24 protein-coding genes, 1 tRNA gene and 2 pseudogenes are annotated in these 26,666 nt (G+C 58.7%); 15 read left to right on the top strand and 12 right to left on the bottom strand.

Annotated elements, in window-relative coordinates:
* The coding region (locus ACIP1X_RS21500) for a proline--tRNA ligase (protein ID WP_400754927.1) at positions 1 to 1,446 on the top strand (1,446 nt) is incomplete at its 5' end.
* 17 nt (positions 1,447 to 1,463) lie between these two features.
* On the top strand, positions 1,464 to 2,417 hold the full coding sequence (locus ACIP1X_RS21495; RefSeq protein WP_008083883.1) for a hypothetical protein: 954 nt from the start codon (positions 1,464 to 1,466) through the stop codon (positions 2,415 to 2,417).
* 105 nt (positions 2,418 to 2,522) lie between these two features.
* Here the strand turns inward: ACIP1X_RS21495 and dinB are convergent, their stop codons facing one another.
* A complete protein-coding gene (dinB, locus tag ACIP1X_RS21490) occupies positions 2,523 to 3,584 on the bottom strand; it encodes a DNA polymerase IV (protein WP_053117758.1) in 1,062 nt (353 codons plus the stop codon).
* 280 nt (positions 3,585 to 3,864) lie between these two features.
* On the opposite strand from dinB, the gene ACIP1X_RS21485 reads away from it, so the two are divergent.
* The 3 genes from ACIP1X_RS21485 (at position 3,865) to ACIP1X_RS21475 (ending at position 8,154) form a co-directional block, all read left to right on the top strand.
* Positions 3,865 to 3,941: transfer RNA gene (locus ACIP1X_RS21485), tRNA-Met, on the top strand.
* Positions 3,942 to 4,219: 278 nt separating this feature from the next.
* Entirely contained in the window at positions 4,220 to 6,859 is a 2,640-nt protein-coding gene (gene mprF / locus ACIP1X_RS21480; protein ID WP_400754925.1) for a bifunctional lysylphosphatidylglycerol flippase/synthetase MprF, read from the top strand.
* The gene (locus ACIP1X_RS21475; RefSeq protein ID WP_400754923.1) at positions 6,859 to 8,154 is read left to right on the top strand and encodes a virulence factor family protein; all 1,296 of its coding nucleotides are present in this window, start codon (positions 6,859 to 6,861) and stop codon (positions 8,152 to 8,154) included. The genes mprF and ACIP1X_RS21475 overlap by 1 nt, the downstream gene beginning before the upstream one ends.
* Before the next feature lie 198 nt (positions 8,155 to 8,352).
* Here the strand turns inward: ACIP1X_RS21475 and ACIP1X_RS21470 are convergent, their stop codons facing one another.
* From ACIP1X_RS21470 to ACIP1X_RS21460, 3 genes are read right to left on the bottom strand one after another with little or no spacing between them, the layout of a single operon-like run.
* Positions 8,353 to 9,036: a serine/threonine protein phosphatase gene (locus ACIP1X_RS21470; protein ID WP_400754920.1), complete on the bottom strand. Its 684-nt coding sequence runs from the start codon at positions 9,034 to 9,036 to the stop codon at positions 8,353 to 8,355.
* Positions 9,033 to 9,731, bottom strand: a complete 699-nt coding sequence (locus ACIP1X_RS21465; RefSeq protein WP_400754917.1) for a hypothetical protein — start codon at positions 9,729 to 9,731, stop codon at positions 9,033 to 9,035. The genes ACIP1X_RS21470 and ACIP1X_RS21465 overlap by 4 nt, the downstream gene beginning before the upstream one ends.
* Before the next feature lies 1 nt (position 9,732).
* Positions 9,733 to 10,500: a MarR family transcriptional regulator gene (locus ACIP1X_RS21460; protein WP_400754914.1), complete on the bottom strand. Its 768-nt coding sequence runs from the start codon at positions 10,498 to 10,500 to the stop codon at positions 9,733 to 9,735.
* A gap of 637 nt (positions 10,501 to 11,137) precedes the next feature.
* Between ACIP1X_RS21460 and ACIP1X_RS21455 the strand changes: the two genes are divergently transcribed.
* Complete coding sequence (locus ACIP1X_RS21455) at positions 11,138 to 11,449, top strand: DUF3077 domain-containing protein (protein ID WP_400754912.1); 312 nt, start codon at positions 11,138 to 11,140, stop codon at positions 11,447 to 11,449.
* Positions 11,450 to 11,610: 161 nt separating this feature from the next.
* On the opposite strand, the gene ACIP1X_RS21450 is transcribed toward ACIP1X_RS21455, so the two are convergent.
* The gene (locus ACIP1X_RS21450; RefSeq protein WP_400754929.1) at positions 11,611 to 13,452 is read right to left on the bottom strand and encodes a potassium transporter Kup; all 1,842 of its coding nucleotides are present in this window, start codon (positions 13,450 to 13,452) and stop codon (positions 11,611 to 11,613) included.
* A 355-nt stretch (positions 13,453 to 13,807) separates the two neighbouring features.
* On the opposite strand from ACIP1X_RS21450, the pseudogene rimO reads away from it, so the two are divergent.
* The 6 genes and pseudogenes from rimO to tsaA all read left to right on the top strand — a co-directional run bounded on the left by rimO (position 13,808) and on the right by tsaA (position 19,394).
* Positions 13,808 to 15,145: pseudogene (gene rimO / locus ACIP1X_RS21445) on the top strand (30S ribosomal protein S12 methylthiotransferase RimO).
* Positions 15,146 to 15,695: 550 nt separating this feature from the next.
* Positions 15,696 to 16,169 carry a GNAT family N-acetyltransferase gene (locus ACIP1X_RS21440; protein WP_212549566.1) on the top strand — a complete coding sequence of 158 codons (474 nt, stop codon included), beginning with the start codon at positions 15,696 to 15,698 and terminating at the stop codon, positions 16,167 to 16,169.
* 191 nt (positions 16,170 to 16,360) lie between these two features.
* Positions 16,361 to 17,071, top strand: coding sequence for an rRNA pseudouridine synthase (locus ACIP1X_RS21435; RefSeq protein WP_159813160.1), 711 nt, complete (start codon positions 16,361 to 16,363; stop codon positions 17,069 to 17,071).
* A 72-nt stretch (positions 17,072 to 17,143) separates the two neighbouring features.
* A complete protein-coding gene (locus ACIP1X_RS21430) occupies positions 17,144 to 17,614 on the top strand; it encodes a DUF1456 family protein (protein ID WP_053117744.1) in 471 nt (156 codons plus the stop codon).
* Between the two features lie 128 nt (positions 17,615 to 17,742).
* Positions 17,743 to 18,513 carry an SDR family oxidoreductase gene (locus ACIP1X_RS21425; RefSeq protein ID WP_400754909.1) on the top strand — a complete coding sequence of 257 codons (771 nt, stop codon included), beginning with the start codon at positions 17,743 to 17,745 and terminating at the stop codon, positions 18,511 to 18,513.
* A gap of 182 nt (positions 18,514 to 18,695) precedes the next feature.
* Positions 18,696 to 19,394: a tRNA (N6-threonylcarbamoyladenosine(37)-N6)-methyltransferase TrmO gene (gene tsaA / locus ACIP1X_RS21420; protein WP_400754906.1), complete on the top strand. Its 699-nt coding sequence runs from the start codon at positions 18,696 to 18,698 to the stop codon at positions 19,392 to 19,394.
* Between the two features lie 230 nt (positions 19,395 to 19,624).
* Here the strand turns inward: tsaA and fpr are convergent, their stop codons facing one another.
* Positions 19,625 to 20,404 (bottom strand): ferredoxin-NADP reductase, encoded by a 780-nt coding sequence (fpr, locus tag ACIP1X_RS21415; protein WP_007908723.1) that lies wholly within the window; start codon positions 20,402 to 20,404, stop codon positions 19,625 to 19,627.
* Positions 20,405 to 20,537: 133 nt separating this feature from the next.
* On the opposite strand from fpr, the gene ACIP1X_RS21410 reads away from it, so the two are divergent.
* On the top strand, positions 20,538 to 21,464 hold the full coding sequence (locus ACIP1X_RS21410; RefSeq protein WP_053117737.1) for a LysR family transcriptional regulator: 927 nt from the start codon (positions 20,538 to 20,540) through the stop codon (positions 21,462 to 21,464).
* Here ACIP1X_RS21410 and ACIP1X_RS21405 read toward each other — a convergent pair.
* The 3 genes from ACIP1X_RS21405 to ACIP1X_RS21395 form a co-directional block, all read right to left on the bottom strand.
* Positions 21,461 to 21,823 carry a diacylglycerol kinase gene (locus ACIP1X_RS21405; protein WP_053117735.1) on the bottom strand — a complete coding sequence of 121 codons (363 nt, stop codon included), beginning with the start codon at positions 21,821 to 21,823 and terminating at the stop codon, positions 21,461 to 21,463. The two genes, ACIP1X_RS21410 and ACIP1X_RS21405, sit on opposite strands and share 4 nt — an antisense overlap.
* Before the next feature lie 74 nt (positions 21,824 to 21,897).
* Positions 21,898 to 22,548, bottom strand: coding sequence for a response regulator transcription factor ErdR (gene erdR, locus ACIP1X_RS21400; protein WP_053117733.1), 651 nt, complete (start codon positions 22,546 to 22,548; stop codon positions 21,898 to 21,900).
* Positions 22,549 to 22,771: 223 nt separating this feature from the next.
* Positions 22,772 to 23,518 carry a tRNA-uridine aminocarboxypropyltransferase gene (locus ACIP1X_RS21395; protein WP_400754903.1) on the bottom strand — a complete coding sequence of 249 codons (747 nt, stop codon included), beginning with the start codon at positions 23,516 to 23,518 and terminating at the stop codon, positions 22,772 to 22,774.
* Positions 23,519 to 23,707: 189 nt separating this feature from the next.
* Between ACIP1X_RS21395 and ACIP1X_RS21390 the strand changes: the two genes are divergently transcribed.
* On the top strand, positions 23,708 to 24,133 hold the full coding sequence (locus ACIP1X_RS21390) for a PA3611 family quorum-sensing-regulated virulence factor (protein WP_053117728.1): 426 nt from the start codon (positions 23,708 to 23,710) through the stop codon (positions 24,131 to 24,133).
* Here ACIP1X_RS21390 and ACIP1X_RS21385 read toward each other — a convergent pair whose 3' ends face one another.
* Entirely contained in the window at positions 24,134 to 24,328 is a 195-nt protein-coding gene (locus ACIP1X_RS21385) for a hypothetical protein (RefSeq protein ID WP_053117727.1), read from the bottom strand.
* A gap of 349 nt (positions 24,329 to 24,677) precedes the next feature.
* Here ACIP1X_RS21385 and ACIP1X_RS21380 point away from each other — a divergent pair, with 349 nt between their 5' ends.
* Positions 24,678 to 25,796 (top strand): TIGR00730 family Rossman fold protein, encoded by a 1,119-nt coding sequence (locus ACIP1X_RS21380; RefSeq protein WP_400754900.1) that lies wholly within the window; start codon positions 24,678 to 24,680, stop codon positions 25,794 to 25,796.
* A 55-nt stretch (positions 25,797 to 25,851) separates the two neighbouring features.
* Here ACIP1X_RS21380 and recX read toward each other — a convergent pair whose 3' ends face one another.
* Positions 25,852 to 26,322, bottom strand: coding sequence for a recombination regulator RecX (recX, locus tag ACIP1X_RS21375; protein WP_400754898.1), 471 nt, complete (start codon positions 26,320 to 26,322; stop codon positions 25,852 to 25,854).
* Between the two features lie 8 nt (positions 26,323 to 26,330).
* Positions 26,331 to 26,666, bottom strand: a pseudogene (locus ACIP1X_RS21370) (DNA recombination/repair protein RecA); the annotation flags it as partial.

Genomic DNA, 26,666 nt, shown 5'->3' with positions numbered 1-26,666 from the left:
CCTGAGCTGCTGCTCATCAAACACCGCCAAGGTCGTGTCTTCTGCTGTGTCTGGAGTAAAGAAGTGTTGTCTACCGATCTGATGCGCAACGAGTTGAGCAGCTACAAACAGCTGCCAATCAACCTGTACCAGATCCAGACCAAATTCCGTGACGAGATCCGTCCACGCTTCGGTTTGATGCGTGGCCGCGAATTCATCATGAAGGACTCGTACTCCTTCCACGCGGATCAGGCATCGCTGCAGATTACCTACGACCGCATGCATGAAGCCTACTGCAACATCTTCACGCGTCTGGGTCTGAAATTCCGTCCGGTGGAAGCCGACAACGGTTCGATCGGTGGCGCTGGTTCGCACGAATTCCACGTACTGGCCGAGTCCGGCGAAGACGACATCGTCTTCAGCAACGGTTCCGACTACGCAGCGAACATCGAAAAAGCCGAAGCCGTGCCACGCGAAACCTCGCGCGCTGCTGCGACCGAAGAGTTGCGTCTGGTCGATACCCCTGACACCAAAACCATCGCGGCGCTGGTGGAAAAATTCAATCTGCCGATTGAAAAGACCATCAAGACCCTGATCGTGCGTGCCGAAGAAGAAGGCAAGCTGATCGCGCTGGTGATTCGTGGCGACCACGAACTCAACGAAATCAAGGCTGCCCAGCAAGCTGGCGTGGCCAACCCGCTGGTCATGGCCACCGATGCCGAACTGCGTGACGCCATTGGCGCCGGCGCCGGTTCGCTCGGCCCGCTGAACCTGCCGCTGCCAATCATCATCGACCGTTCGGTCGAACTGATGAGCGACTTCGGCATCGGCGCGAACATCGACGACAAGCACTACTTCGGCGTGAACTGGGAGCGTGATCTGCCGGTTCCGACCGTGGCTGACCTGCGTAACGTGGTCGCCGGCGACCCAAGCCCGGACGGCAAAGGCACGCTGGAAATCAAACGCGGCATCGAAGTCGGGCACATCTTCCAGCTGGGCAACAAGTACAGCAAAGCGATGAAGTGCGAAGTGCTGGGCGAAAACGGCAAGCCAGTCACCCTCGAAATGGGTTGCTACGGCATCGGCGTTTCCCGCGTGGTGGCGGCGGCCATCGAGCAGAACAACGACGCCAACGGCATCATCTGGAGCGACACTCTTGCGCCGTTCCAGATCGCCCTGGTACCGCTGCGTTATGAAACCGAGCAGGTGCGCGAAGCCACCGACAAGCTGTACGCCGAACTGACGGCGGCCGGCTTCGAAGTGCTGCTGGATGATCGCGACAAGAAAACCAGCCCGGGCATCAAGTTCGCGGACATGGAGCTGATCGGCATTCCTCACCGGATCGTGGTCAGTGACCGCGGCCTCGCCGAAGGTAACCTGGAATACAAGAGTCGTACCGAAGGCGAAGCGCAAGCACTGCCGGTCGCCGACGTACTGTCCTTCCTTCAGGCCCGTATCCGCCGCTGAAACCAGATAGAGACGTCATGTTCAAGCGAAACACCTTAGGCCTCGGTGGCACCGCCCTGTGCGGTGCCCTGCTGGTCAGCGGCTGTGCCAATCACATGTCACAGCGCAGCGAGCACGAAGAGCGGGTCGAGCGTAAGTTGCTCGACCACAGCCTGCAGATTGATGTCGGTGAGCCTAAGGAGCTTGAGCTGCCGCAGCGACGCGTGAAGATCAACGAACAGAAGACTTTTGAAGTCACCGAGTTCGAAGTGACACGTCGCTACGATCGCTACACGCCTTACCAGCCTTGGCGCGAGGTCTACGAGATTCCGCTGGGCGTGGTGGCGGTGGTCGGTGGTGTCGGCGCCAACGTGGTCAACGTGTTTGCCCTCGGCAATCTGCCGGACAGCGTGACCAAGGATTGGCTGAGTTACGGTTTTGCCGGGCTCAACCCGTTCATGAACGTGCAGTCCAACGGCCGTGCGCAGCAGAACCTGGCCGGTATCGATGAAGTCCAGCGCGACAAGCGCACGGAGTATTCGAGCCTGCCGTGGAGCGAGCGGCCGGTACAGGTCAAGGCTGGCAAACAGACCTTCGACATGACCACCGACCGCAACGGCGTGCTGCGTGTGAACCTGCTCGACAGCCCATTCGCTGAGCATGACCTCAATTACGTCGGCAAACTGCAGATCAGTGTCGAGGACGCCAAGGATGACGTGCATTCCGACTCGTCCCTGGCGATCAGCAGCCACTTGCGTGGCAAGTTGCTCGAAGCGCACGGCTTGATTTACGACGATCTGGAAGACGACGAAGTGAGCCAGTGGGTACACCGGGTCAAACGCCTGTCTGAACTGGGTCTGGAAGAAGAAGCCAGCGAACTGGAACAAAGCCTGATCGAACTGACGCGTAACGATCCTGAGTTGCAGACTGAGTTTCTCAAGTCGCTGACCAAGGATGCGGGGCGTCTGGTGGCGGATCCGGGGCCGAATTAAAAGCCAAAGCTAAAAGCTTCGCGAGCAGGCTCGCTCCCACATTGGAATGCAATCTAATGTGGGAGCGAGCCTGCTCGCGAAGAGGCCCTGACATTCACCGCAAATCTACCGCTCAAACAACTCCATCTGCTCAAACCCACCGCGCAAATCCTCCAGCCTCACCCCAACCCCCAACAACCGCACCGGTTTCCCGCCGCGATTGAACGCCTGCGTCAGCATCAGCTGATAACTGCCCAAGTCCCGCCCTGCCCCGGCCTGTTCCAGCGTGGTCTGGGTAAAGTCATGAAACTTCACTTTGACGAACGGTTTGCCCGGTCGATAACTGCTGTCGATCCGTGCCATGCGGGTTTTCAGGGTTTCCAGCAGCTCCGGCAACTTGTCGAGGCAACTGCGCAGATCCGGCAGATCAACGTCGTAGGTATTTTCCACGCTGATTGACTGACGCCGACTGTCGTTGTGCACCAGACGATCATCAATCCCACGCGCCAGGCTCCACATTCGCTCGCCGAAACTGCCGAATTCGCGCACCAGCGCCAACTTGTCCCACTCGCGCAATTGCGAGCAGTCGACGATGCCGAGCCTGCCCAGTTTGTCGGCGGTGACCTTGCCGACACCGTGCAGCTTGCTCACCGGCAAACCACTGACAAAGTCCTCGACCTGATCCGGGGTGATCACGAACAAACCATTGGGTTTTTTCCAGTCGCTGGCAATCTTCGCCAGAAACTTGTTCGGCGCCACACCGGCAGACACGGTGATATGCAGCTGATTGGAGACGCGTCGGCGGATGTCCTGAGCAATACGCGTGGCGCTGCCGCCGAAATGCGCACTGTCCGAGACATCCAGATAAGCCTCGTCCAGCGACAGCGGTTCGATCAGGTCGGTGTAATCGCTGAAAATCACATGAATTTCTTTCGAGGCTTCGCGATACGCGTCCATACGCGGTTTGACGATGGTCAGATCCGGGCACAGCTTCAAGGCATGCCCCGACGACATCGCCGAGCGCACGCCATAGGCCCGCGCCTCATAGTTGCAGGTGGCGATGACACCGCGTCGATCAGCCGAACCGCCTACCGCCAGAGGCTTGCCGGCGAGGTTCGGGTCATCACGCATCTCGATGGCGGCGTAGAAACAGTCACAGTCGACGTGGATGATTTTTCGCTGAGTCATGACAGAAAAGGAAACATGGCGAGCCGGATCGGCAGTATCTCACTGACACCTGTATATAGCACCAGTGGTAAGAATGTTCTTTTCCACGAGTAGGAAAAGGCCGATGAATTTATTTTCTCAATCGAAAGAAGCCCTTCGATAGAGCTGAAACCCTTGTACCACCTGCCCTGCACGCCTTTTCAGGCACTGCAAAAAGCGCTAACCGATTGAACCTCAACAGATTTTATCCAGATTGCAGGTTGACACCCTCGCGATCCTCTGTAGAATGCCGACACACAGACGCGGGATGGAGCAGTCTGGTAGCTCGTCGGGCTCATAACCCGAAGGTCGTCGGTTCAAATCCGGCTCCCGCAACCAAACATCAAAAAAGGCTACTCGAAAGAGTGGCCTTTTTTGTATCTGTTGAAAAAGTCCTTTCGCAACAATGATCTGTCACTGTGCAGTGAACGCTTGGGATCTTCAGACTCGCCAACTTGCGACTATGCTTGTGTCGCAGGCACGACGTCTGCAATCCAGGAACTGCCCTCGCCGATACCCGGTGAGAGGCGTAGTATTTTGTGATTATTTTTTTCTACAGGGATTGGTAACTTGGCTGGATACCTCCATCCTGTCGCGCACAATCCAAGAGGTGATTGATGCGCGCCAACTCGTCTGATCCACAAGACACCGTCACAGCGGAACATCCGATCAAGCCAGAGCGTTTGCGCTTGCTGGATCGTTTGAGCAAATACCGTCAGCCAATTGGTCTGGCCGTTACGTTGCTGCTGTTCGCCATTGCGCTGATTGCCTGTCGCCATCTATTGGCCGAGCTTGATCTCGACGCTCTGCACGACTCGATTCTCGAGGTACCGAAACCCGCCCTGCTCGGCGCTTTCGGTGCGACGGTGGTCGGCTTCATTATTCTGCTGGGCTATGAATGGTCGGCCAGCCGCTATGCCGGCGTGACCTTGCCGCCACGTACTCTGGCGATGGGCGGGTTCACCGCGTTTGCGATTGGCAACGCCATTGGCCTGTCGCTGCTGTCCGGCGGCTCGGTTCGCTATCGTTTATATGCACGGCATGGTCTGGGGGCGGCGGAAGTCGCGCACATGACTCTGTTCGCCAGCCTGTCGCTGGGTTGCGCCCTGCCGCCACTGGCTGCGCTGGCGACGCTGAGCGACCTGCCCGCTGCCTCTGCGGCACTCGGCCTGTCCGAAGGTCTGCTCGGCACAGTTGCCGCTGTCGTCCTGTTGCTTGGCGCGGTATTGGCCATCGGCATCTATCGTCGGCGTCTGCCGGAGCAGCCGTTGCGCGATAACCTGCTGGTTCGGGTCGGTCGCCGCACCTTGCGCCTGCCGGGTCGCCGTCTGACCTTTCTGCAACTGATCATCACCGCACTCGACGTGGCTGCCGCCGCGACCGTGCTGTATCTGCTGCTGCCCGAAGCGCCGCCGTTTGGCGCGTTCCTTTTGGTGTATCTGCTTGCCCTTGCCGCTGGCGTGCTCAGCCATGTGCCGGGCGGCGTTGGCGTGTTCGAAGCGATTCTGCTGGCCGCGTTTGCCGACAAGCTCGGCGCCGCACCGCTGGCCGCAGCCCTGCTGCTGTATCGCCTGATCTACGTGGTGCTGCCGTTGCTGGTGGCCTGCGTAGTGCTGCTGATCAACGAAGGTCAGCGCCTGTTTCAATCGCAAACGATGCGCGCCGCCTCGGGTCTGGCCGCGCCGATCCTTGCGGTGCTGGTGTTCCTCTCCGGCGTGGTGCTGCTGTTTTCCGGCGCAACGCCCGAGATCGACACGCGTCTTGAGCACATTGGTTTTCTGATTCCACATCGTCTGGTCGACGCTTCGCACTTCGGCGCCAGCCTGATTGGCGTGTTGTGCCTGATGCTCGCCCAAGGCCTGCGCCGTCGCCTGTCGGCAGCGTGGATGCTGACCACGATTCTGTTGTTGGTGGGCGCCCTGCTCTCGCTGCTTAAAGGCTTCGACTGGGAAGAAGCCACGCTGATGACCCTCACCGCCGCGTTGCTGGGGGTTTTCCGTCGCTCGTTCTACCGCCCGAGCCGACTGACCGAACTGCCCTTCTCGCCGCTGTATCTGGTCGCCAGCCTGTGCGTCCTCGGTGCATCGACTTGGCTGCTGCTGTTCGCCTATCAGGATGTTCCTTACAGCCATCAACTGTGGTGGCAGTTCACCCTCGACGCTGATGCCCCACGCGGACTGCGTTCGCTGCTTGGCGCTGCGGTGTTGTTGCTGGTGATCGCCCTGACCTGGCTGCTGCGCACTGCGCGCCCGGTCATTCACTTGCCGACGCCGGATGAGCTGGAGCGCGCCTCGAAGATTTTGATGGCCTCTTCGCAACCCGACGGCGGCCTCGCGCTGACCGGTGACAAGGCGTTGCTGTTCCACCCTAACGACGAGGCGTTTCTGATGTACGCCCGTCGTGGCCGCAGCCTGGTGGCGCTGTACGACCCGATCGGCCCCGGCCAGCAACGCGCAGAAATGATTTGGCAGTTCCGCGACCTCTGCGACATCTACCATGCGCGCCCGGTGTTCTATCAGGTACGCGCGGAGAACCTGCCGTACTACATGGACATCGGCCTGACCGCGATCAAGCTCGGCGAAGAAGCCCGCGTCGATCTGCATCGCTTTGACCTGGAAGCCAAGGGCAAAGAGATGAAAGATCTGCGTTATACCTGGAACCGTGGCACCCGCGACGGTCTGTCGCTGGAGATCCACGAGCCGGGTCAGGCGCCGATGGATGAGCTGAAAGTGATTTCCGATGCCTGGCTGACCGGCAAGAACGTGCGCGAGAAAGGTTTCTCCCTCGGCCGTTTCAGCGACGAATACCTGAAGCATTTCCGCATCGCGGTAATTCGCTTCGAAGGCCGCCCGGTGGCGTTCGCCAACCTGCTTGAGACGTTCAGCCATGATCTGGCCAGTCTCGACCTGATGCGCGCGCACCCGGACGCGCCGAAGTTGACCATGGAATTCATGATGGTCGGCCTGATTCAACATTATAAGAGTCACGGATACGCGCGTTTCAGCCTGGGCATGGTGCCGTTGTCGGGGTTGCAACCCCGCCGTGGTGCACCGCTGACCCAGCGTCTGGGCTCGATGGTTTTCCGCCGTGGTGAGCAGCTGTACAACTTCCAAGGCTTGCGCCGCTTCAAAGACAAGTTCCAGCCTGACTGTGAACACCGATATATGGCCGTGCCCGCCGGACTCGATCCGTTGGTGGCGCTGGCCGACACTGCTGCCCTGATCGCGGGCGGCTTGACTGGATTGGTGAAACGCTGATGATTCAACGCTCCCTGAAGTACATCCTGGCCGCACTGATTGTGCTGGCCGTGATTGCCGGCGGCGGTTACTGGTACCTCAAACGCCCGGCACCGGAACCGACGCTCGAACCCATTACGGCAGCCGACGGCACCGTGTTGACCCGCATCATCCCCGGCACCAAGCCCAAGGCGCAGGTGCTGGTGGCGGTCAATAGCGACCAGAAGTTGACCGACAATCAACTGACCACCCTGAGCCGCAGTGCCTCGGCGCAGATCGTTCAGGTGATTCTACCCAAGGACTGCCTGCAACAAAGCCGCGCCCTGCAAACCGGTCTGCGCGAGCTGAACGGCCCGGCCACTCTGGTCAGCGGCATCGGCCCTGGCGCGGTGCTGGCCTGGCGCTGGCTGGCGGAACAGAAAGACGACAAGGCCCAGGCCATTTCCGTCGACCTGGCACTGGAAAAAGGTGGCTGCACGCACCTGCTGCCGAAATCCGCTGCCCACGGCCACTGGCTGGCAGCGTGGAACGACAACCCGGACGACGCCAGCGCAGGTTTCGTGCGCGATCAACCGAACGCCGAAACCAGCATCAGCGACTACGACATCAACCTGCCGCAAGTGCTGAACAACGAACTGCGCAAAATCCTTGTTGGCGGCGACAAGGCTAACGGCGGTCTGGCGATTCCGGTGGTTGAAGTGCCGGCCGGTCAGGCCAAAGACACTGTCACCCTGTTCCTCTCCGGTGACGGCGGCTGGCGCGACCTCGACCGCGACGTCGCCGGTGAAATGGCCAAGATCGGCTACCCGGTGGTCGGCATCGACACCCTGCGCTACTACTGGCAGCACAAGAGCCCGGAGCAAAGCGCACTGGATCTGAGCGAACTGATGCAGCACTACCGGCAGAAATGGGGCACCAAGCGCTTCATCCTCACCGGTTATTCGTTCGGTGCAGACGTTCTGCCGGCGATCTACAACCGCCTGCCGGACACCGAGCAGCAACGCGTAGACGCCATCATCCTGCTCGCCTTCGCCCGCACCGGCAGCTTCGAAATCGAAGTCGAAGGCTGGTTGGGCAACGCCGGCAAAGAAGCCGCCACCGGCCCGGAAATGGCCAAGCTGCCACCGGCGAAGGTGATCTGCATCTATGGCGAAGAAGAGGCGGATGAAAGTGGTTGCACCGACAAGACCGCAGTCGGTGAAGCAGTGAAACTGCCCGGCGGTCACCACTTCGACGAGAACTACCCGGCGCTGGCCAAGCGCTTGGTGGACTTGATCGAGAAGCGTCAGACGGCGAGCCAGGTCGCGGAAGAGTGATCTGAAGCGTCCTTAAAAAAGCCCCCGCCATCTCACGATGGCGGGGGCTTTTTACATTCAGAGGATCATCCCAATCCCCTGTGGGAGTGAGCCTGCTCGCGAAGGCGTAGTGTCAGTTTACAGATTCGTCGACTGACACTACGCCTTCGCGAGCAGGCTCGCTCCCACAGGGGTATTGGGCCAGACTCAGACAACTCGTCAGTCCCGCTGGCCAAGCTGAACGTCTATCCACGTGACATCATCGTCGCCAACGCTAAAGTCGCTATCCGGCGCCGCCAACAAACTGCTTTGCTGGGCTTGCGTCAAGTCCGCCCAAAAGCCGTCAGTGACAAATACCAAGCGCTCAACAGCCTCCAGTGCACACCAAACAAAGTCAGGGTTCGGAATCCGATTGATCTTCAAGCATCGTGTTACCGCATTTCGCGCAGGGTCTTGCGCCAACTCGCAGTGCGAACGGTCGCGCCGCCAATTGGCCTTGCAGTGAGGTGGCGTAATCCACTCGATGGCTCCCGCCAGCGTCACAATCCCGCAAGAACAGTCACCTTCGTATGCAACGGTGAGTCGGCCATGAGCTACCAAGCCGATCAGGTAACAGATGGCTCCCGTCTGATCAGCAGGCAACGACGCATGAAAATCCGACAGTATTGAATCCAATAAGCGCTCAACAGCTGCGGGCTCTGCAAGATAGCTCCCCTGCTCCATCTGCGTGGAATGAGCCGCCAACATGCCGCTTACGAAGCGTTCAGCCAGCTGTCCACTGCCGCGCCTGGAAGTGCCATCCGCGACAACAAAAAACCCACCGTCACCATCACAGGTCGCTCCGACATAGTCATTATTTGCCCTGCTGGCTTGCCCAGTGATTGATCGGGAGTGGTATCTCATAAGCTGGCCAGCGCTTTCATACGCCTGTGAATAATCTGCCCTCTGCCTGGATTCGCCTGCACCGAGCCTGAACTTTCGATCACGTAGCCAACCCCATCGAGCGCCATCAGTTTGTGGATTCCATCTGTGACGAACGCCTTGAGGTCGCTGGCAGCCTGGCTCACCTCCTCCAACAGCTCAGGCCGACCATCGATCAAGATGATCATGTCCTCGACATCCTTGTGATAAGGATCACCATTTCCCCGACCGGCGAAAGCTTCCAGTTTCGTCGCGAGAAAATACGTAGGCTGAAATATCTGGATGACAGTGCCGCTGGGCAAGGTGAATTTATCCGCCCTCGCCAGCCCTTCGACAAACCAGCGGTTGGCATACCCGAGCACTGCTGGGTCGGAAGGCATGACATCCACGACGACGTCATTGAAGCGAAAACGACAATTGACCTCGTCCTCACCCGTGATCTTGAATCCCTTGGCCGCCAGCCGTTCGGTGAGTTGGTTCCAGGCGCTGATACCGGCCAACTCGATCACTAGATCAACGTCATCAGTGAAACGAATGTCGTCCAGCACGGCTGTATCTGTAACCAGCATGGCGGTGGTGCAACCGCCAACAAAGGCAACTTCGGCGAGAAACGCCTCGCCCAAGCCTTCAGCCACGAACTCAATGAGTTCGTAGTTGTGATCCGCGTTTGACGACATGCTATTTCAGCCCCATCCCTGCCTTCAGAATACTGATTGCCACACCACACTCACGCGGACCGCCCAGACGGATTGCATCAGCGAGCGCCAGATAGTGGTAAAGGATCCGGTCTTTTTTCACCGCTTCCGGCACTGTTTTGTAAAGCGGCTCGATCGCTTGACCTCGCTCGGTTCCCTGCGCATCCGGCCAGACCGGAATCAAACCACCAGCACTTTTGATACTTTTGGACAGCGCAGGCGCCGCAAAGCCCGTGGGTATGCCACGAACCATCGCGCCAGGCTTGACCGGGAAGAAGTACTTCAGTGCGTGCTCGGTAATCTTCAGCAGTTCCCGGCGGTGCACTTTGGCAAGCCCGGTGTCGTAGTCATGGATGAGCAATCCGGATTCCCGACATCGCGCGAGAGCATTTGAGACTTCGCTTTTGCTCAGTCCGAGAGAGGCAGACAGCGCTCGTAAGGAGTACCGATCACTCCAACTTGTCAGCGGTAGATCAGATGCTGGTTCCGCCCATCCCTCCCAGCCTGGCCCATCAGCTAAAGGCGAGTCGAATTCGCTGCGATGAAAGATTGTGTCTTCCCCATCAGTGAAATAGGTGACCAATGGCTTCCCCACACTCGCCCCTGCGGTCATTCGGCTGACGAAATAAGGCCTGAGCAGCTCTTCGACCCTGTCCGAATTCGATTCGGCCTCCATCTCCCCCAAGAGATTCTCTTCCTGAGCGTGGAGACTGGCCATTTTGAACAAAAGCAAAATGTCTTGACTCTTCATTTGGCTCAAAACCTCAAGTGTCCACATTCCATAAAACGTGGACACTTGTCTCACTGACGAGGCCGGGTCGTCAAGCCCTTGGGTCGATCACTAATCGCTGCATACCTTGCCCGCATATCTTCATGGCTGATTGCTTGGGCCAAATCAAAGATGAGCAATCGTTCACTGGCCTTCTTTTCGATCCGAAGGTTCATCGATTCATCCTGTGCTTATTGTTCCGCTGATGCTGTCGTACGTACCTGAATGCTTTGCACACGTCGGTTCGTGTCAGACGTTTAGTATCGTTTACTTCCAGTCTCGCAATATCAGATGACGCCCACTGACCTTGTAGGCAAACTCCGAAACTCTTGTTGGGGCGCTGTGCCGCTCTATTGCACTGTTTTTCGAAGGGATACTCTCCGGACGTCGCTGACCCATTCAGCGATCGGGCTTGGTAACCCGGTGGAATAAGGCGCAACAGCGCACCCGACACGACTCAGGCGTTATCCCGCCCGAGCCCCTGTGTTATGGCAGCTGTGCGTGGGACGCTTTCGGGCGTGCCGGTTTCCTTGATTCCCCGGTTTACCAACCTGCGCACAGCTGCCACCCATTCGCTTGGTATCGGATGCGGCAGCTCTCGAAATCAAGGGAACTGAACATGAACAATCCATCTGATCTTAAAACCATCGGCTTCACCCCTTTCCTCTACAACTCGGATCAAGCGTTCTTCAACGTCCGCTCCGGCATCCCGATCATCGATGCCTTGTCTCAATCCTCAGACCTGCTATCCCTCGCCAAATCCTTCGCCGAGGATGCGGCCTTTATCAGAGACACCGATCGCCACGCCTGGGCCGCGCATTACCTGACGGTGATGGGCAAAGCCTTGATTGATGACGTGATCCAAGCGCTGATCCCGCGACCTGCGCGTACGAAGACCGAGTCTGAAGCAGAGATGGCTGAAAGCTTGTAGAGGTTTGAAGATCAAAAGATCGCAGCCTTCGGCAGCTCCTACATGGAATGCGAAACCTGTAGGAGCTGCCGAAGGCTGCGATCTTTTGATCTGAAGTTGCCGCCCACAAAAAAGCCCCCGCCAACCACAAGGCTGACGGGGGCTCTTTCTATAACGCGAAGTTACATCTCCACCTGCGTCCCCAACTCAATCACCCGGTTCAACGGAAGATTGAAGAACCGCAAGTTCCCATTGGCATTCTTCAACATGAACGCAAACAGCGCCTCACGCCAACGCGCCATGCCTTCCAGCTTCGAGGCAATCACCGTTTCGCGGCTGAGGAAGTAGGTGGTGCGCATCGGGCTGAAGTCCAGATCATCCAGATGACACAGCTTCAGCGCCTGCGGCACGTCCGGCTCATCGGTGAAGCCGAAGTGCAGGATCACCCGGAAGAAGCCCTCCCCGTGCGCTTCAACCTCGAAACGTCGCGATGGCGGTACGCGCGGGATGTCTTCGTAAACCACCGTCAGCAACACCACCTGCTCATGCAGCACCTGGTTATGCAACAGGTTGTGCAACAACGCATGAGGCACGGCGTCGGAGCGCGCGGTGAGGAACACCGCAGTGCCCTGCACGCGATGCGGTGGTTGTACGCGGATGCTGCTGATGAAGATCGGCAGCGGCAGCGCGCCTTCGTCGAGGCGATCGACGAGCAACTGCTTGCCGCGTTTCCAGGTGGTCATCAGCACGAACAGCGCGATACCGGCGATCACCGGGAAGGCACCGCCCTGCACGATCTTCGGCACGTTGGCGGCGAAGTACAGACCATCCACCAGCAGGAAACCGATCAACACCGGCACGGCAAGGATTGGTGGCCATTTCCACAGCAACAGCATCACGGCCGACACCAGAATGGTGGTCATCAGCATCGTGCCGGTCACCGCCACGCCGTAAGCAGAGGCCAGTGCGCCAGACGATTCGAAGCCGAGTACCAACAACACCACGCCAACCATCAACGCCCAGTTCACCGCGCCAATATAAATCTGGCCCTGCTCGGCGCTGGAGGTGTGCTGGATGTACATGCGCGGAATGTAGCCGAGCTGAATCGCCTGACGGGTCAGGGAGAACGCGCCGGAAATCACCGCTTGCGAGGCAATCACCGTGGCCAGCGTCGACAGGCCGACCAGCGGAATCAACGCCCAGCTCGGCGCCAGCAGATAGAACGGGTTACGCGCCGCTTCCGGGTTTTCCAGCAACAAAGCGCCCTGCCCGAAGTAATTGAGCACCAGCGCCGGCAACACCAGAATGAACCACGCGCGGGCAATCGGTTTGCGACCGAAGTGACCCATGTCGGCGTACAGCGCTTCGGCACCGGTCAGCGCCAGCACCACAGCGCCGAGGATCGCCACGCCCATGCCCGGATGAACGACGAAGAAATTCACCGCCCACATCGGGTTCATTGCATGCAGCACTTCTGGGGTGTGGCTGATGCCATACACACCAAGTGCGCCGAGGACGAGGAACCAGGTGACCATGATCGGCCCGAACAAAATGCCGATCCGCGCGGTACCGTGGCGCTGGATCAGGAACAACCCGACCAGAACGACCAGCGACAGCGGCACCACCCAATGGTCGATGCCATCGAATGCCAACCCCAGACCTTCAATCGCCGAGAGTACCGAAATCGCCGGGGTGATCATGCTGTCGCCGTAAAACAGCGCAGCGCCGATCAGTCCGCAGACCACCAATAATGAACGCAGCTTCTTGCGATGCCCGGCCGCTCGCCGTGCCAGTGCGGTGAGCGCCATGATGCCGCCCTCGCCCTGGTTGTCGGCGCGCAGCACGAACATCATGTATTTGATCGAAACCACCCAGATCAGCGACCAGAAGATCAACGACAGAATACCCAGCACGCCGTCGTGATTGACGGGCACACCGTAGCCGCCGGAAAACACTTCTTTAAGGGTGTACAACGGGCTCGTGCCGATGTCGCCGTAAACCACCCCGACCGCCGCGACCAGCATACTCAGCGGCTTGGTTGCCGAACCCTCGGCGCCTGCCGCATGACTACTTGCCTGACCCATCCAACACTCCTGACTTACCGGAACCGGCTTCTTTTCAATGAAGCACTATGCTTTGTCGTGCAGCATGATGCGCTGATTTACCTGTTGTTACAGACGATTTGTTGACTGTAAAAAATTGGTAAAGCCCAACGGCGCGAAGCATAGCGCAGCACTCGTCGTATTTCCCGGCATAAAGCTGGTCAAGTGCGCTTCTCGCCGCTAGAATTGCGCACTTTTTGATCAGAGGCGCACCCTAAGCGCCCATCCGTCGGCTTCCGCACTGCGCAAGCGGCGTCACAAAATACCGAGGTTAGACATGTCCACCACTCCTGCGCCGGCCAATCCAAAGGTTGGCTTTGTATCTCTGGGTTGCCCGAAAGCACTGGTCGACTCCGAGCGCATCCTGACCCAGCTGCGCATGGAAGGTTATGACGTGGTGTCCACCTATCAGGACGCCGACGTTGTAGTCGTCAACACCTGCGGTTTCATCGATTCGGCCAAGGCTGAATCTTTAGAAGTGATCGGCGAAGCGATCAAGGAAAACGGCAAGGTGATCGTCACCGGCTGCATGGGCGTGGAAGAAGGCAACATCCGCAACGTGCACCCGAGCGTGCTGGCCGTGACCGGTCCGCAGCAGTACGAGCAAGTGGTCAACGCCGTGCACGAAGTCGTGCCACCGCGTAAAGATCACAACCCGCTGATCGACCTGGTGCCGCCGCAAGGCATCAAGCTGACCCCGCGTCACTATGCTTACCTGAAGATTTCCGAAGGCTGCAACCACAGCTGCTCTTTCTGCATCATCCCGTCGATGCGCGGCAAATTGGTCAGCCGTCCGGTCGGCGATGTGCTCGACGAAGCTCAACGTCTGGTCAAATCCGGCGTTAAAGAGTTGCTGGTTATTTCGCAAGACACCAGCGCTTACGGCGTTGACGTGAAATACCGCACTGGTTTCTGGAACGGCGCGCCGGTGAAAACCCGCATGACCGAACTCTGTGAAGCGCTGAGCACTTTGGGTGTCTGGGTACGTCTGCACTACGTTTACCCGTACCCGCACGTTGACGAGCTGATCCCGCTGATGGCCGCCGGCAAGATCCTGCCGTACCTGGACATCCCGTTCCAGCACGCCAGCCCGAAAGTGTTGAAGTCGATGAAACGCCCGGCGTTCTAAGACAAGACCCTGGCGCGGATCAAGAACTGGCGCGAGATCTGCCCGGATCTGATCATCCGCTCGACCTTCATCGTCGGCTTCCCGGGCGAAACCGAAGAAGACTTCCAGTACCTGCTCAACTGGCTGACCGAAGCGCAGCTCGACCGCGTCGGCTGCTTCCAGTACTCGCCGGTGGAAGGCGCTCCGGCCAACGATCTGGATCTGGAGATCGTTCCGGACGAGGTCAAGCAGGATCGTTGGGATCGCTTCATGGCGCACCAGCAAGCGATCAGCTCGGCACGCCTGCAAATGCGCATCGGCCGTGAAATCGAAGTGCTGGTGGACGAAGTCGACGAGCAAGGCGCAGTTGGCCGCTGCTTCTTCGATGCCCCGGAAATCGATGGCAACGTGTTTATTGATAACGGCAGCAATCTGAAGCCGGGCGACAAGGTCTGGTGCAAAGTCACCGACGCTGACGAATACGATCTGTGGGCTGAGCAGATCTGATCTGAAGGTCAAAAGCCCCTCACCCTAGCCCTCTCCCAGAGGGAGAGGGGACTGATCGAGATGTTCTTTCGAATTACGGCGACTTGAAATATCGAGTCGAACTCAGATTTTGAACAGCACGAAGATCTGCTCCCTTCCCTAACCCTCTCCCAAAGGGAGAGGGGGACTGATCAAGGTGTTATTTCGAATTACGGCGACTTGAAATATCGAGTCGAACTCAGGTTTGAACAGCACGAAGATCAGCTCCCTTCCCTAACCCTCTCCCAGAGGGAGAGGGGACTGATTGAGGTGTTCTTTCGAATTACGGCGACTTGAAATATCGAGTCGAACTCAGGTTTTGAACAGCACGAAGATCAGCTCCCTTCCCCCTCGCCCCCTCTGGGGGAGAGGGTTGGGGTGAGGGGGAGAGATCTAGCTGGCAACAGAAGTATCCAGCCAGACACTGCAACAAATACAAAAAGCCCCGCTCTTTTTCCAAGATGCGGGGCTTTTTTACGGCTATCGTTTATCGGGGGACGGACTCCCTTGAACGAACAAGAGGCCAACAGGCATGCGTCACCACTCGGTTATCCACACGCCGAAACTCAGCGATTATCAGGAACTGACCCGGGTCTGGGAGGCCTCGGTTCGCGCCACCCATGATTTTCTGCCGGACAGCTATATCGAGCTACTGCGTAATTTGGTGCTGACCCGCTATCTGGATGCGGTGATGCTGATCTGCACCAAGGACGCCGACCAGCGCATCACCGGGTTTGCCGGGGTCGCGGCGGGCAAGATTGAGATGCTGTTCATTGATCCCGATTTTCGCGGTCAAGGTTTGGGCAAGAAGCTGCTCAACTACGCGATGCAGCATTTGAACGCCGATGAACTGGACGTCAACGAACAGAACCCGCAGGCACTGGGGTTTTACTTCAAGCAGGGTTTTGAGGTGATCGGCCGCTCGGAGGTGGATGGCATGGGCCAGCCGTATCCGTTGCTGCATATGCGTTTGCGGCAAAATCAGCAACGCTCAAGCCACGCCTGACCCACCACAGAACTCCTGTGGGAGCTAGCCTGCTAGCGATGCAGGCGCCACGGTCACCCAGATACACCGCGGTGATGCAATCGCCAGCAGGCTAGCTCCCACAGGGAATTGCGAGCACCGTGTAAATGGAACCGGGCTTAACCGGCGCCACACAGGTACAATGCCCACCCCTTTTTTGTTACGGCCCTGTCATGACTGACCCGATTCGCCTCTCCAAACGCCTCATTGAACTGGTCGGTTGCTCCCGCCGGGAGGCCGAGCTGTTCATCGAGGGCGGCTGGGTCACCGTGGACGGCGAAGTCATCGACGAACCGCAGTTCAAGGTCGGCGACCAGAAGGTCGAGCTCGACAAGGACGCCCAGGCCACCGCGCCGGAGCCGGTGACTATCCTGCTCAACGCGCCGGCCGGCATGGACGTCGAAAGCGCCATGCAATCGCTGAGCATCGACACCCTCAGCGAAGAACACCGCTATGGCAAACGCCCGTTGCGCGGCCACTTCCTGCGCCTGACCGCCAGCGCCGACCTGCAAGCCAAGGCCAGCGGGCTGCTGGTGTTCACCCAGGACTGGAAAATCCTGCGCAAGCTCACCGCCGACGCCGCGAAGATCGAGCAGGAATACGTGGTCGAAGTCGAAGGTGACATGGTCGCCCACGGCCTCAATCGCTTGCAGCACGGCCTGACGCACAAGGGCAAGGAGTTGCCGCCGGTCAAGGCCAGCTGGCAGAACGAAAACCGCCTGCGCTTCGCCATGAAAAACCCGCAGCCGGGGATCATCGCCCAGTTCTGCGAAGCGGTGGGCCTCAAGGTCATCGGCATCCGCCGCATCCGCATCGGCGGCGTCTCGATCGGCAAAGTCCCGGTCGGCCAATGGCGCTACCTGTCCGGCAAAGAGAAGTTCTAAGACTTCCACTGCCGCCACACATTCCGGCAGCGCGCCCGCGTGCTGCCCACAACGCTTATCAGGATTACTCACATGATTCATAACGACGTATTGCGCAGCGTGCGCTACATGCTCGACATCAGTGACAAGAAAGTTGTCGAAATCATCAAACTCGGCGGCATGGACGTAGCACTCGCTGACGTGCTGACCTGGCTCGACAAGAAAGAAGAAGACGAAGAAGGTTTCGTGCGCTGCCCGGACGAAGTCATCGCGCACTTCCTCGACGGACTGGTGATCTTCAAGCGTGGCAAGGACGAAAGCCGTCCGCCGCAGCCGATCGAAGTGCCGGTGACCAACAACATCATCCTGAAAAAACTGCGCGTGGCCTTCGAATTGAAAGAAGACGACATGCACGCGATCCTCAAGGCTGCCGAGTTCCCGGTGTCCAAGCCTGAGCTGAGCGCGTTGTTCCGCAAGGTTGGCCACACCAACTACCGCCCGTGCGGCGACCAGTTGCTGCGCAACTTCCTCAAGGGTCTGACCCTTCGCGTTCGCCCGGCCTGATCCTCGCTGCGGTGGCGATCGATGGTCGCCACCGCAATGCATGACCGTTCATTCCCTGCAAAAATAGTGGCTCCGCTTTTCGCGGCTGACGACTAGGGTGTATTGATCCCTAGCACTCAGGACTCGCCATGCACCCGTATTTCTCCCTGCAAGGCCGCACCGCTCTGGTGACCGGCGGCACCCGTGGTATCGGCAAAATGATCGCCAAAGCCTTCGTTGAGGCTGGCGCGCGCGTCTATGTCTGCTCGCGCGACGCCGAAGCCTGTCATCAAACCGCGGAAGAACTCAGCGCTTTGGGCGCTTGCTACGGCATGGCAGCGAATTTGGCGACTGAAGAAGGCGTGCAGGAACTGGCCGCGCGTCTGGGCGAGCAAATCACCCATCTGGATATTCTGGTTAACAATGCCGGCACCACATGGGGCGCGCCGTTGGAGAGTTACCCGGTCAAGGGCTGGGAGAAGGTTATGCAGCTCAACGTGACGTCGGTGTTCACCTGCATCCAGCAGTTTCTACCGCTGTTGCGCAAGGCAGGCTCGGCGGCGAATCCGGCGCGGATTATCAATATTGGTTCGGTGGCGGGGATTTCTTCGTTTGGGGAGCAGGCGTACGCCTACGGGCCGAGTAAGGCTGCCCTGCACCAATTGTCGCGAATTCTGGCGCGGGAGCTGGTGAGCCAGCACATCAATGTCAATGTGATCGCACCGGGAAGGTTTCCGAGCAAGATGACTCAGCATATTGGCAATGATGAGAAGGCGTTGGCTGAGGACACGGCGGTGATCCCGATGAAGCGTTGGGGGCGTGAGGAAGAAATGGCGGCGTTGGCGATCAGTTTGGCGAGTACCGCCGGGGCCTATATGACCGGGAATATCATTCCGCTGGATGGTGGGTTTAGCCTGTAGGTCGACGGTGAAGCTATCGCGAGCAGGCTCACTCCTACAGGGATTTCCAGCGAACACAAATTCTGTGTACACCCACAACCCTGTAGGAGTGAGCCTGCTCGCGATGGCGTCCGCCCAGTCACCACCAGACTTGGGATGGGACGGGTTATCATGCCCACCCTGCCCCGCTTCGAATGCAAACCATGACTTACAGCGTCTCCCCCATTGGCTTCGTGCGCTCCTGCTTCAAGGAGAAATTCGCCATCCCGCGCCAGCCGCAATTGGCCCCCGCCGCCCGTGGCGTGCTGGAACTGGTGGCGCCGTTCGATCAAGGTGACGCCGTGCAAGGCCTGGAACAGGTCAGTCACGTCTGGTTGCTGTTCCTGTTTCATCAGGCACTGGAAGATAAACCACGACTGAAAGTCCGCCCACCCCGCTTGGGCGGCAACAAGTCCATGGGCGTGTTCGCCACCCGCGCGACTCACCGACCCAACGGCATCGGCCAATCTGTGGTGAAACTGGACAAGGTCGAAGCCAATCGCCTGTTCATCTCCGGCATCGACTTGCTCGACGGCACACCGGTTCTCGACGTCAAACCCTACGTGCCCTATGCCGATATCATCCCCGAAGCCTCCAACAGCATCGCCAGCGCTGCACCGCAGCTGATTGACGTGCAGTGGACGGACTCGGCGCTGAAACAAGCGCACACACACGCTCAGCGCCTTGATGAGCCGTTGGTTGCGTTGATTGAACAGTGTCTGGCCCAGGATCCGCGTCCGGCATATCAGACCCCGGTGCCAGAGCGTGAATACGGCGCGCAGTTCTGGGATCTGGACGTACGCTGGCATTACCCGACGCCTGAGCAGATTCGCGTGCTCGAAGTCATTCCTGCCGCAGCCTGAGACCTCGGTCAATGTAGGAGCTGCCGAAGGCTGCGATCTTTTGATTTTGATCTTAAAAGCAAGATCAAAAGATCGCAGCCTTCGGCAGCTCCTACATGGATTGTGGCAGGCATGAAGGAAATGTTTCGGGCATAAAAAAGCCCCCATTGCCTTTGCAGGCAGTGGGGGCTGATCGTTCCCACGCTCTGCGTGGGAATGCATCCGTTGACGCTCTGCGTCACCTGAACAGCTTACTTCTCGACGAACGCACGCTCGATCAGGTAATCACCCGGCTCGCGCATCCGCGCCGAGATCTTCAGGCCGAAGCTATCAAGCACTTCGCTGGTCTCGTCGAGCATGCTCGGGCTGCCGCAGATCATTGCACGGTCGTCCTGCGGGTTGATCGGTGGCAGGCCGATGTCGCTGAACAGCTTGCCGCTGCGCATCAGGTCGGTCAGACGGCCCTGATTCTCGAACGGCTCGCGGGTCACGGTCGGGTAGTAGATCAGCTTGTCACGCAGCGCTTCGCCGAAGAACTCGTTCTGCGGCAGGTGCTCGGTGATGAATTCGCGGTAGGCGACTTCGTTGACGTAGCGTACGCCGTGAACCAGGATCACTTTTTCAAAGCGCTCGTAGGTTTCCGGATCCTGAATCACGCTCATGAACGGCGCAAGACCGGTGCCAGTGCTCAGCAGATACAAGTGTTTGCCCGGGTTCAGGTCGTCGAGAACCAGCGTGCCGGTAGGCTTCTTCGAGATGATGATCTCGTCGCCTTCCTTCAAGTGCTGCAGCTGCGAAGTCAGCGGGCCGTCCTGCACCTTGATGCTGAAGAACTCCAGATGCTCTTCCCAGTTCGGGCTGGCGATCGAGTAAGCGCGCATAAGCGGGCGGCCGTTAGGCTGTTGCAGGCCGATCATCACGAACTGACCGTTCTCGAAGCGCAGGCCCGGATCGCGGGTGCACTTGAAGCTGAACAGAGTGTCGTTCCAGTGATGAACACTGAGGACACGCTCGTGGTTCATGTTGCTCATGTACGTTTGACTCCTGGAGATTGGGTCTGCGCTGGCTTTTGAAGGCGACGGTGCGCAATTGCATCGCATTCTAATAGCGACGACAATATCTGTTAACTGGATTATTAAGATAAGGGTTATCGGTTATATCGATATGCGATTTACTCTCCGTCAACTGCAAGTCTTCGTCGCCGTCGCCCAGCAGGAAAGCGTATCCCGTGCTGCGGGTCTGCTCAACCTCTCGCAGTCGGCTGCCAGCACTTCGATCACCGAGCTAGAGCGCCAGTCCAGCTGCCAGCTGTTCGACCGCGCCGGTAAACGGCTGAGCCTTAACGCCCTCGGCAAACAGCTGCTGCCACAGGCGGTGGCCCTGCTCGATCAGGCCAAGGAAATCGAAGACCTGCTCAACGGCAAATCCGGTTTCGGCTCGCTGTCGGTGGGCGCCACGCTGACCATCGGCAATTACCTGGCGACCCTGTTGATCGGCAGTTTCATGCAGCGCCACCCGGAAAGTCAGGTGAAGCTGCACGTGCAGAACACTGCCAATATCGTGCAACAAGTTGCCCACTACGAAATTGATCTGGGTCTAATCGAAGGCGATTGCAGCCACCCGGACATCGAAGTGCAGAGTTGGGTTGAGGATGAGCTGGTGGTGTTTTGCGCGCCGCAGCATCCCTTGGCCAAACGCGGCACTGCGACGATGGAAGAGCTGACGCACGAGGCGTGGATTCTGCGCGAACAAGGCTCCGGCACGCGGCTGACCTTCGATCAGGCCATGCGTCATCATCGCAGCGCGCTGAATATCCGTCTGGAGCTGGAACACACCGAAGCGATCAAACGCGCGGTGGAATCGGGGCTGGGGATTGGCTGCATCTCGCGACTGGCGCTGCGTGATGCGTTCCGACGCGGCAGTCTGGTGCCGGTGGAAACGCCGGATCTGGATCTGGCGCGGCAGTTCTACTTCATCTGGCACAAACAGAAATACCAGACCTCGGCGATGCGCGAGTTTCTGGAACTGTGCCGCGCTTTCACCGCCGGGGTTCAGCGCAGCGACGAGATCGTCTTGCCAACGATCGCTTAAAGCAGAATCACTGCCCACACCAGACCGATCATGCTCAGCGCGACGAATTGCGCGGCGCTGCCCATGTCCTTGGCGTTCTTCGACAGTGGGTGCAGTTCCAGCGAGATGCGGTCGATGGCCGCTTCGACCGCCGAATTCAGCAGCTCGACGATCAGCGCCAGCAGGCACACCGCGATCAACAGTGCCTGCTCGACACGGCTGACATTCAGAAAGAACGTCACCGGAATCAGGATCACGTTGAGCAACACCAGTTGGCGGAACGCCGCTTCACCGGTGAAGGCTGCGCGCAGACCGTCCAGCGAGTAACCGGAGGCATTAAGGATGCGTTTCAGGCCGGTCTGGCCCTTGAAAGGTGACATAACGTTGAGACCAACCAAAAAGGAGTGAGAAAGCTAGATCAACAAAAGTCAAAAAAGCGTGAAGGCGCCAGGCTTTATTGACTCGGAATTGACTCAAGTTGTTGCAGAAGCAACGCAGCCTGCGTGCGGGTGCGCACATTCAGCTTACGGAAGATCGCCGTGACGTGGGCCTTGATGGTCGCTTCCGACACACTCAACTCATAGGCGATCTGCTTGTTCAACAGGCCTTCACAGACCATGGTCAACACGCGGAACTGCTGCGGCGTCAGGCTGGCGAGGCCATCGCTGGCGGCTTTGGCTTCGTCGGAGACGGCGACTGCTTCGAACGCTTGCGGCGGCCAGAACACATCGCCATCAAGCACTTTGCGCACGGCTTGCTGAATCACGCTGAGGTCGCTGGACTTGGGAATAAAGCCACTGGCACCGAATTCACGGGACTTGACCACCACCGAGGCTTCTTCCTGAGCTGAAACCATCACCACCGGAATCTGCGGATACTGCCCACGCAGCATGACCAACCCGGAAAAGCCGAAAGCGCCGGGCATGTTCAGATCCAGCAGCACCAGATCCCAGTCAGATTTTTCGGTCAGGCGCGCTTCCAGTTCGGCGATGCTCGCCACCTCCACCAGTCGCACATCCGGGCCAAGGCCCAGCGTCACAGCTTGATGCAGGGCGCTACGAAACAGGGGGTGATCATCGGCAATCAGGATGTCGTATGTGGCCATTTTTCAAATGATCCTGTTTTTGATGGCAGACCCGATGCAGTCGGGTCTGGCCAAAGCAACTCAAGATGCCGCTTGCAAGCGGTATCCACAGGGGCACGTTCAACGCCAATAACCAGCAAAGACGGCGTTTCAAACCTTGGCCGCACCCTAATCGGCGCCAAGCATGCCCAGCGAAGACTGGGTGGTCAAGCAGCAAGGCCACCGGTAGCTACAGTATGGGCCACTATTGCGCCAACTCCGGCTGCGGCTTTCGTATATAGGGCAGCAACTCGGCGTGCGCAGGGGTGGATTCGTTCATGTCCAGTTGTTGCTTGGCGCCGAGGTAATGCTGGCTGAACACATCGAAATAGGCGTCCAGCGCCGAGGCGGCATCCGAGTCGCCGGCCAGCTCCAGGCACAGCGCCGCGACTTCGGCGGTGCACAGGTGCTCGCTGCGGGTGGAACGGCGCAGGCGATAGCGCGAGAGTTTGTCGGGCAGCAGGCTCAGGATCGGCAAGCGATCGAAATACGGGCTCTTGCGGAAAATCTTTCGCGCTTCCGTCCACGTCGCATCCAGCAGAATAAACAGCGGGCGCTTGCTGCTATCGGGCGCGACCGTGTTGGTCACCCGCGACGGCTCGACGTATTCGCCGGGAAACACCAGATACGGCTGCCATTGCGGGTCGTTGAGCAGCGCCAGCATCTGCGGATCGGGCTCGGTGCGCGACCAGATGAACGCATGGTTATCGCGCACCACGTCGGCAATCAACCAACCGGTGTTGCTTGGCTTGAACACTTCCTTGCCGGTCATGATCAGGCACACGCCTGAACGCGTGTCGACGCTTGGTCGCCACGCACACAGGCAATGGCTGATGATCACCCGGCAATCGCGGCAACGCTCGGAGCGAAAGCCACGGGCCTGAATCGGCTTGATGCCTTCATCTTCGCGCTGGTCACGCAAACGGGCGACGGCATTGGGGGCATGGTTCATCGCGGGCAACGCCGGCAGACAGGGAAACTCGACACGAACAGCACTCGGCAGGGCAATAAAGGCCGGCAGTTTACCAGAGCAATGGGGGCAAGCCTGTACCCTCCCGACCGGCTCCCCTATAATTCGGCGCCACTGAACGCACAGCCCCGAGGCTGGTCGAACCACCAGTCACCGAATCAGGAGAGTTTCATGCTGCGCCTTATCGTTCCCACCGCTGCCATTCTGCTGGCGTCGTCCTTCACCGCTCAGGCTGCATCCTTGAGTGAGCAGAATCTGAACCGCGAGCTGCGCAACGTCGCCGCCCAGAGCAGCGTCGGCACGCCACGCGCCATCAGTGAAGACATTCTTGATCAGGGTTTCACCGTTGAAGGCACCACGCTGATCAATCACCTGAGCGTGCAGGCCAGTCATGCACAGAAAATGCGTGCTGATCCCAAGGCTGTGTACTTTCAACTGGGCGCTTCGGTGTGCAACAACCCGGCGTTTCGCAAGCTGATGGCCAAAGGCGCGGTCATGCGCTACGACTTCACCGAAGTGAAAACCAACAAGGCGATCGGCTCCGCCAGCTATCAGGATTCGGATTGCCCGAAAACTGCCCCGGCGAAGAAGAAGTAATCATCGCGAATTAGCGCGCCGCTGTTCATCCTCGGCGCGCAATTCGGCCAGCAAGGCCTGAAGATACTGCGACGGATGCTCGCCACCCGCCAAACGCCGGCAGCATTCCTCTTCGAGACTGACCTGATGGGTCTCGGCAGATGCTTTCAACATTCGATACAACTGTGCATCGATCTCCAGAACCACTCTGGTCATGTCCCGCCTCCTGGCTACCCGCAAATCCTTCAAAAACGTGCACCTTGCGTACGGTTATTGCCGCAACGCTGTCGTACGGCGCCTGTAAGTTAGTTAATCAGAGGGTTTAGCGCGCGTAGCACGTTCAGACGAGCGGTGTGCCGATACCTGAATATCAACAAGCGGTTGCCAGCCAGAACATTGCGGCGCAATGATCGGGTCAGCGCAATTGCACGCAAGGGTCTAAATTCAAAGTATTCCCGGTCATCTGTTAACGGCAGAAATGGAACTGCCGATCGTGTGTGTTTTTGCAGCGCGGCCCCGACGCCGCTCGTCAGGGCCACCCGCTCTGTGCAGAAGGAGACGTTGAATGCCTTACCAACCGAATGACCTGTTGAGTCGTCATTTTCAGGAAAGCGGCCCCGACCTCATCAGCCAGGTCGAAGCACAACTCAGCCGTGTTTCCCCCAACAGCCCGAACCTTCCCATTTACCGCGACATGATCCTGACCGTGCTGCGCATGGCTCAGGAAGACCACAACCGCTGGAACGCCAAGATCACCCTGCAAGCCCTGCGCGAACTGGAGCAAGCGTTTCGCGTGCTGGAGCAATTCAAGGGCCGACGTAAAGTCACTGTGTTCGGCTCGGCACGCACACCGGTCGAACATCCGCTGTATGCGCTGGCCCGAGAACTCGGCGCGCAATTGGCACGCTCCGACATGATGGTCATCACTGGTGCCGGTGGCGGCATCATGGCCGCCGCCCACGAAGGTGCCGGCCTCGATCACAGCCTCGGCTTCAATATCACCCTGCCCTTCGAACAGCATGCGAACCCGACTGTCGACGGCACCGGCAATTTGCTGCCGTTCCACTTCTTCTTCACCCGTAAATTGTTCTTCGTCAAAGAGGCCGACGCACTGGTGCTGTGTCCGGGCGGGTTCGGTACGCTGGATGAGGCGCTGGAAGTGCTGACGTTGATTCAGACCGGGAAAAGTCCGCTGGTGCCGGTGGTGTTGCTGGATGTGCCGGGCGGCACATTCTGGCAAGGCGCGATGGATTTCATTCGCCAGCAACTGGAGGAAAACCATTACATCCTGCCGACCGACATGAAACTGATGCGTCTGGTGTACACGGTCGAAGAGGCGGTGGAGCAGATCAACCAGTTCTACAGCAACTTCCACTCCAGCCGCTGGCTCAAGCGACAGTTTGTCATTCGCATGAATCACAAGCTCAGCGAACAAGCGCTTGAGCATATGCAGGAGGCGTTTGCCGATTTGTGCCTCAGCGACCAATTCCATCAACACGCTTACAGCGGCGAGGAACATGATGACGCGCAATACAGCCATCTGGCGCGACTGGCTTTCGCCTTCAATGCGCGTAATCAAGGGCGTTTGAGGGAACTGATCGACTACATCAACCTGCCGGAAAACTGGGCGCAGTCCAAATCGCAAGCAGCGCAACGTACGCGTGAGCCGTCAAAGGCAATTTAAAGGCAAAAAAAAACGGCCCGCTATTTCCATAGCGGGCCGTTTTGATTGAGTCTTCTTAATCGTCCATCCCTCGACCGCTGAACAAGCGGTTGATCATCTCCATCGAGAAGCCCCGATACGCAAGGAACCGGCCTTGCTTGGCCCGTTCTTTCGCATCAATCGGCAAATGCCCGGAGAATTTGCGCTGCCACGTTTCCTGAAGTTGCTCGTGCCAACTGATACCGCTTTCGCGCAGGGCGAATTCGATATCGGCGCGTTGCAAGCCGCGCTGGCTCAGTTCTTCTCGAATCCGCAATGGGCCATAGCCGGAGCGGGCACGGTAGGAAACAAAGCTTTCAAGGTAACGGGCTTCGGAAAGCAGTCCCTCTTCCGTCAAACGGTCGAGGGCTGTTTCGATCATCTCCGCCTCAGCGCCGCGTTGACGCAGTTTGCGCGTCAGCTCGACTCGACCGTGCTCGCGACGTGCGAGCAGATCCATGGCGGTTCGCCGCACCGCGACGAGGGTTTCGAGTACGACGGTGCTCATCGTTGCGATCAGATATCAGCGTCGACCAGGTCGTCTTCGGTCTCTTTGACCGGCGAAGCCTTGGTGTCAGCCGCTGGGGTCAGCAGCTTGTCACGCAGTTGCTTCTCGAGCTTTTTCGCGATTTCCGGGTTGTCCGCCAGGAACTTGGCCGAGTTAGCCTTGCCCTGACCGATCTTGGTGCCTTCGTACGCGTACCAGGCGCCAGACTTCTCGACGAAACCGTGCAGCACGCCCAGGTCGATCATCTCGCCGTTGAGGTAGATGCCCTTGCCGTAAAGAATCTGGAACTCGGCCTGACGGAACGGCGAAGCCACCTTGTTCTTCACAACCTTGACGCGGGTTTC

The sequence above is a fragment of the Pseudomonas sp. NPDC088885 genome, from assembly GCF_044750025.1.
GTDB lineage: Bacteria > Pseudomonadota > Gammaproteobacteria > Pseudomonadales > Pseudomonadaceae > Aquipseudomonas > Aquipseudomonas rustica.
The sequence above is the reverse complement of the archived record's forward strand: the minus strand, read 5'-3'. Positions and strand labels throughout refer to the sequence as shown.

What these genes read in the sequence shown, in the direction of transcription:
- tsaA (WP_400754906.1), top strand. Translation starts at nt 18,696, where the DNA reads ATGACTTACAGCGTCTCCCCCATTGGCTTCGTGCGCTCCTGCTTCAAG.
- ACIP1X_RS21460 (WP_400754914.1), bottom strand. Translation starts at nt 10,500, where the DNA reads ATGAAGAGTCAAGACATTTTGCTTTTGTTCAAAATGGCCAGTCTCCAC.
- mprF (WP_400754925.1), top strand. Translation starts at nt 4,220, where the DNA reads ATGCGCGCCAACTCGTCTGATCCACAAGACACCGTCACAGCGGAACAT.
- ACIP1X_RS21425 (WP_400754909.1), top strand. Translation starts at nt 17,743, where the DNA reads ATGCACCCGTATTTCTCCCTGCAAGGCCGCACCGCTCTGGTGACCGGC.
- recX (WP_400754898.1), bottom strand. Translation starts at nt 26,322, where the DNA reads ATGAGCACCGTCGTACTCGAAACCCTCGTCGCGGTGCGGCGAACCGCC.
- ACIP1X_RS21495 (WP_008083883.1), top strand. Translation starts at nt 1,464, where the DNA reads ATGTTCAAGCGAAACACCTTAGGCCTCGGTGGCACCGCCCTGTGCGGT.
- ACIP1X_RS21465 (WP_400754917.1), bottom strand. Translation starts at nt 9,731, where the DNA reads ATGTCGTCAAACGCGGATCACAACTACGAACTCATTGAGTTCGTGGCT.
- ACIP1X_RS21380 (WP_400754900.1), top strand. Translation starts at nt 24,678, where the DNA reads ATGCCTTACCAACCGAATGACCTGTTGAGTCGTCATTTTCAGGAAAGC.
- dinB (WP_053117758.1), bottom strand. Translation starts at nt 3,584, where the DNA reads ATGACTCAGCGAAAAATCATCCACGTCGACTGTGACTGTTTCTACGCC.
- ACIP1X_RS21470 (WP_400754920.1), bottom strand. Translation starts at nt 9,036, where the DNA reads ATGAGATACCACTCCCGATCAATCACTGGGCAAGCCAGCAGGGCAAAT.
- ACIP1X_RS21435 (WP_159813160.1), top strand. Translation starts at nt 16,361, where the DNA reads ATGACTGACCCGATTCGCCTCTCCAAACGCCTCATTGAACTGGTCGGT.
- ACIP1X_RS21410 (WP_053117737.1), top strand. Translation starts at nt 20,538, where the DNA reads ATGCGATTTACTCTCCGTCAACTGCAAGTCTTCGTCGCCGTCGCCCAG.
- fpr (WP_007908723.1), bottom strand. Translation starts at nt 20,404, where the DNA reads ATGAGCAACATGAACCACGAGCGTGTCCTCAGTGTTCATCACTGGAAC.
- ACIP1X_RS21475 (WP_400754923.1), top strand. Translation starts at nt 6,859, where the DNA reads ATGATTCAACGCTCCCTGAAGTACATCCTGGCCGCACTGATTGTGCTG.
- ACIP1X_RS21390 (WP_053117728.1), top strand. Translation starts at nt 23,708, where the DNA reads ATGCTGCGCCTTATCGTTCCCACCGCTGCCATTCTGCTGGCGTCGTCC.
- ACIP1X_RS21455 (WP_400754912.1), top strand. Translation starts at nt 11,138, where the DNA reads ATGAACAATCCATCTGATCTTAAAACCATCGGCTTCACCCCTTTCCTC.
- ACIP1X_RS21430 (WP_053117744.1), top strand. Translation starts at nt 17,144, where the DNA reads ATGATTCATAACGACGTATTGCGCAGCGTGCGCTACATGCTCGACATC.
- ACIP1X_RS21440 (WP_212549566.1), top strand. Translation starts at nt 15,696, where the DNA reads ATGCGTCACCACTCGGTTATCCACACGCCGAAACTCAGCGATTATCAG.
- ACIP1X_RS21395 (WP_400754903.1), bottom strand. Translation starts at nt 23,518, where the DNA reads ATGAACCATGCCCCCAATGCCGTCGCCCGTTTGCGTGACCAGCGCGAA.
- ACIP1X_RS21405 (WP_053117735.1), bottom strand. Translation starts at nt 21,823, where the DNA reads ATGTCACCTTTCAAGGGCCAGACCGGCCTGAAACGCATCCTTAATGCC.
- ACIP1X_RS21450 (WP_400754929.1), bottom strand. Translation starts at nt 13,452, where the DNA reads ATGCTGGTCGCGGCGGTCGGGGTGGTTTACGGCGACATCGGCACGAGC.
- erdR (WP_053117733.1), bottom strand. Translation starts at nt 22,548, where the DNA reads ATGGCCACATACGACATCCTGATTGCCGATGATCACCCCCTGTTTCGT.
- ACIP1X_RS21385 (WP_053117727.1), bottom strand. Translation starts at nt 24,328, where the DNA reads ATGACCAGAGTGGTTCTGGAGATCGATGCACAGTTGTATCGAATGTTG.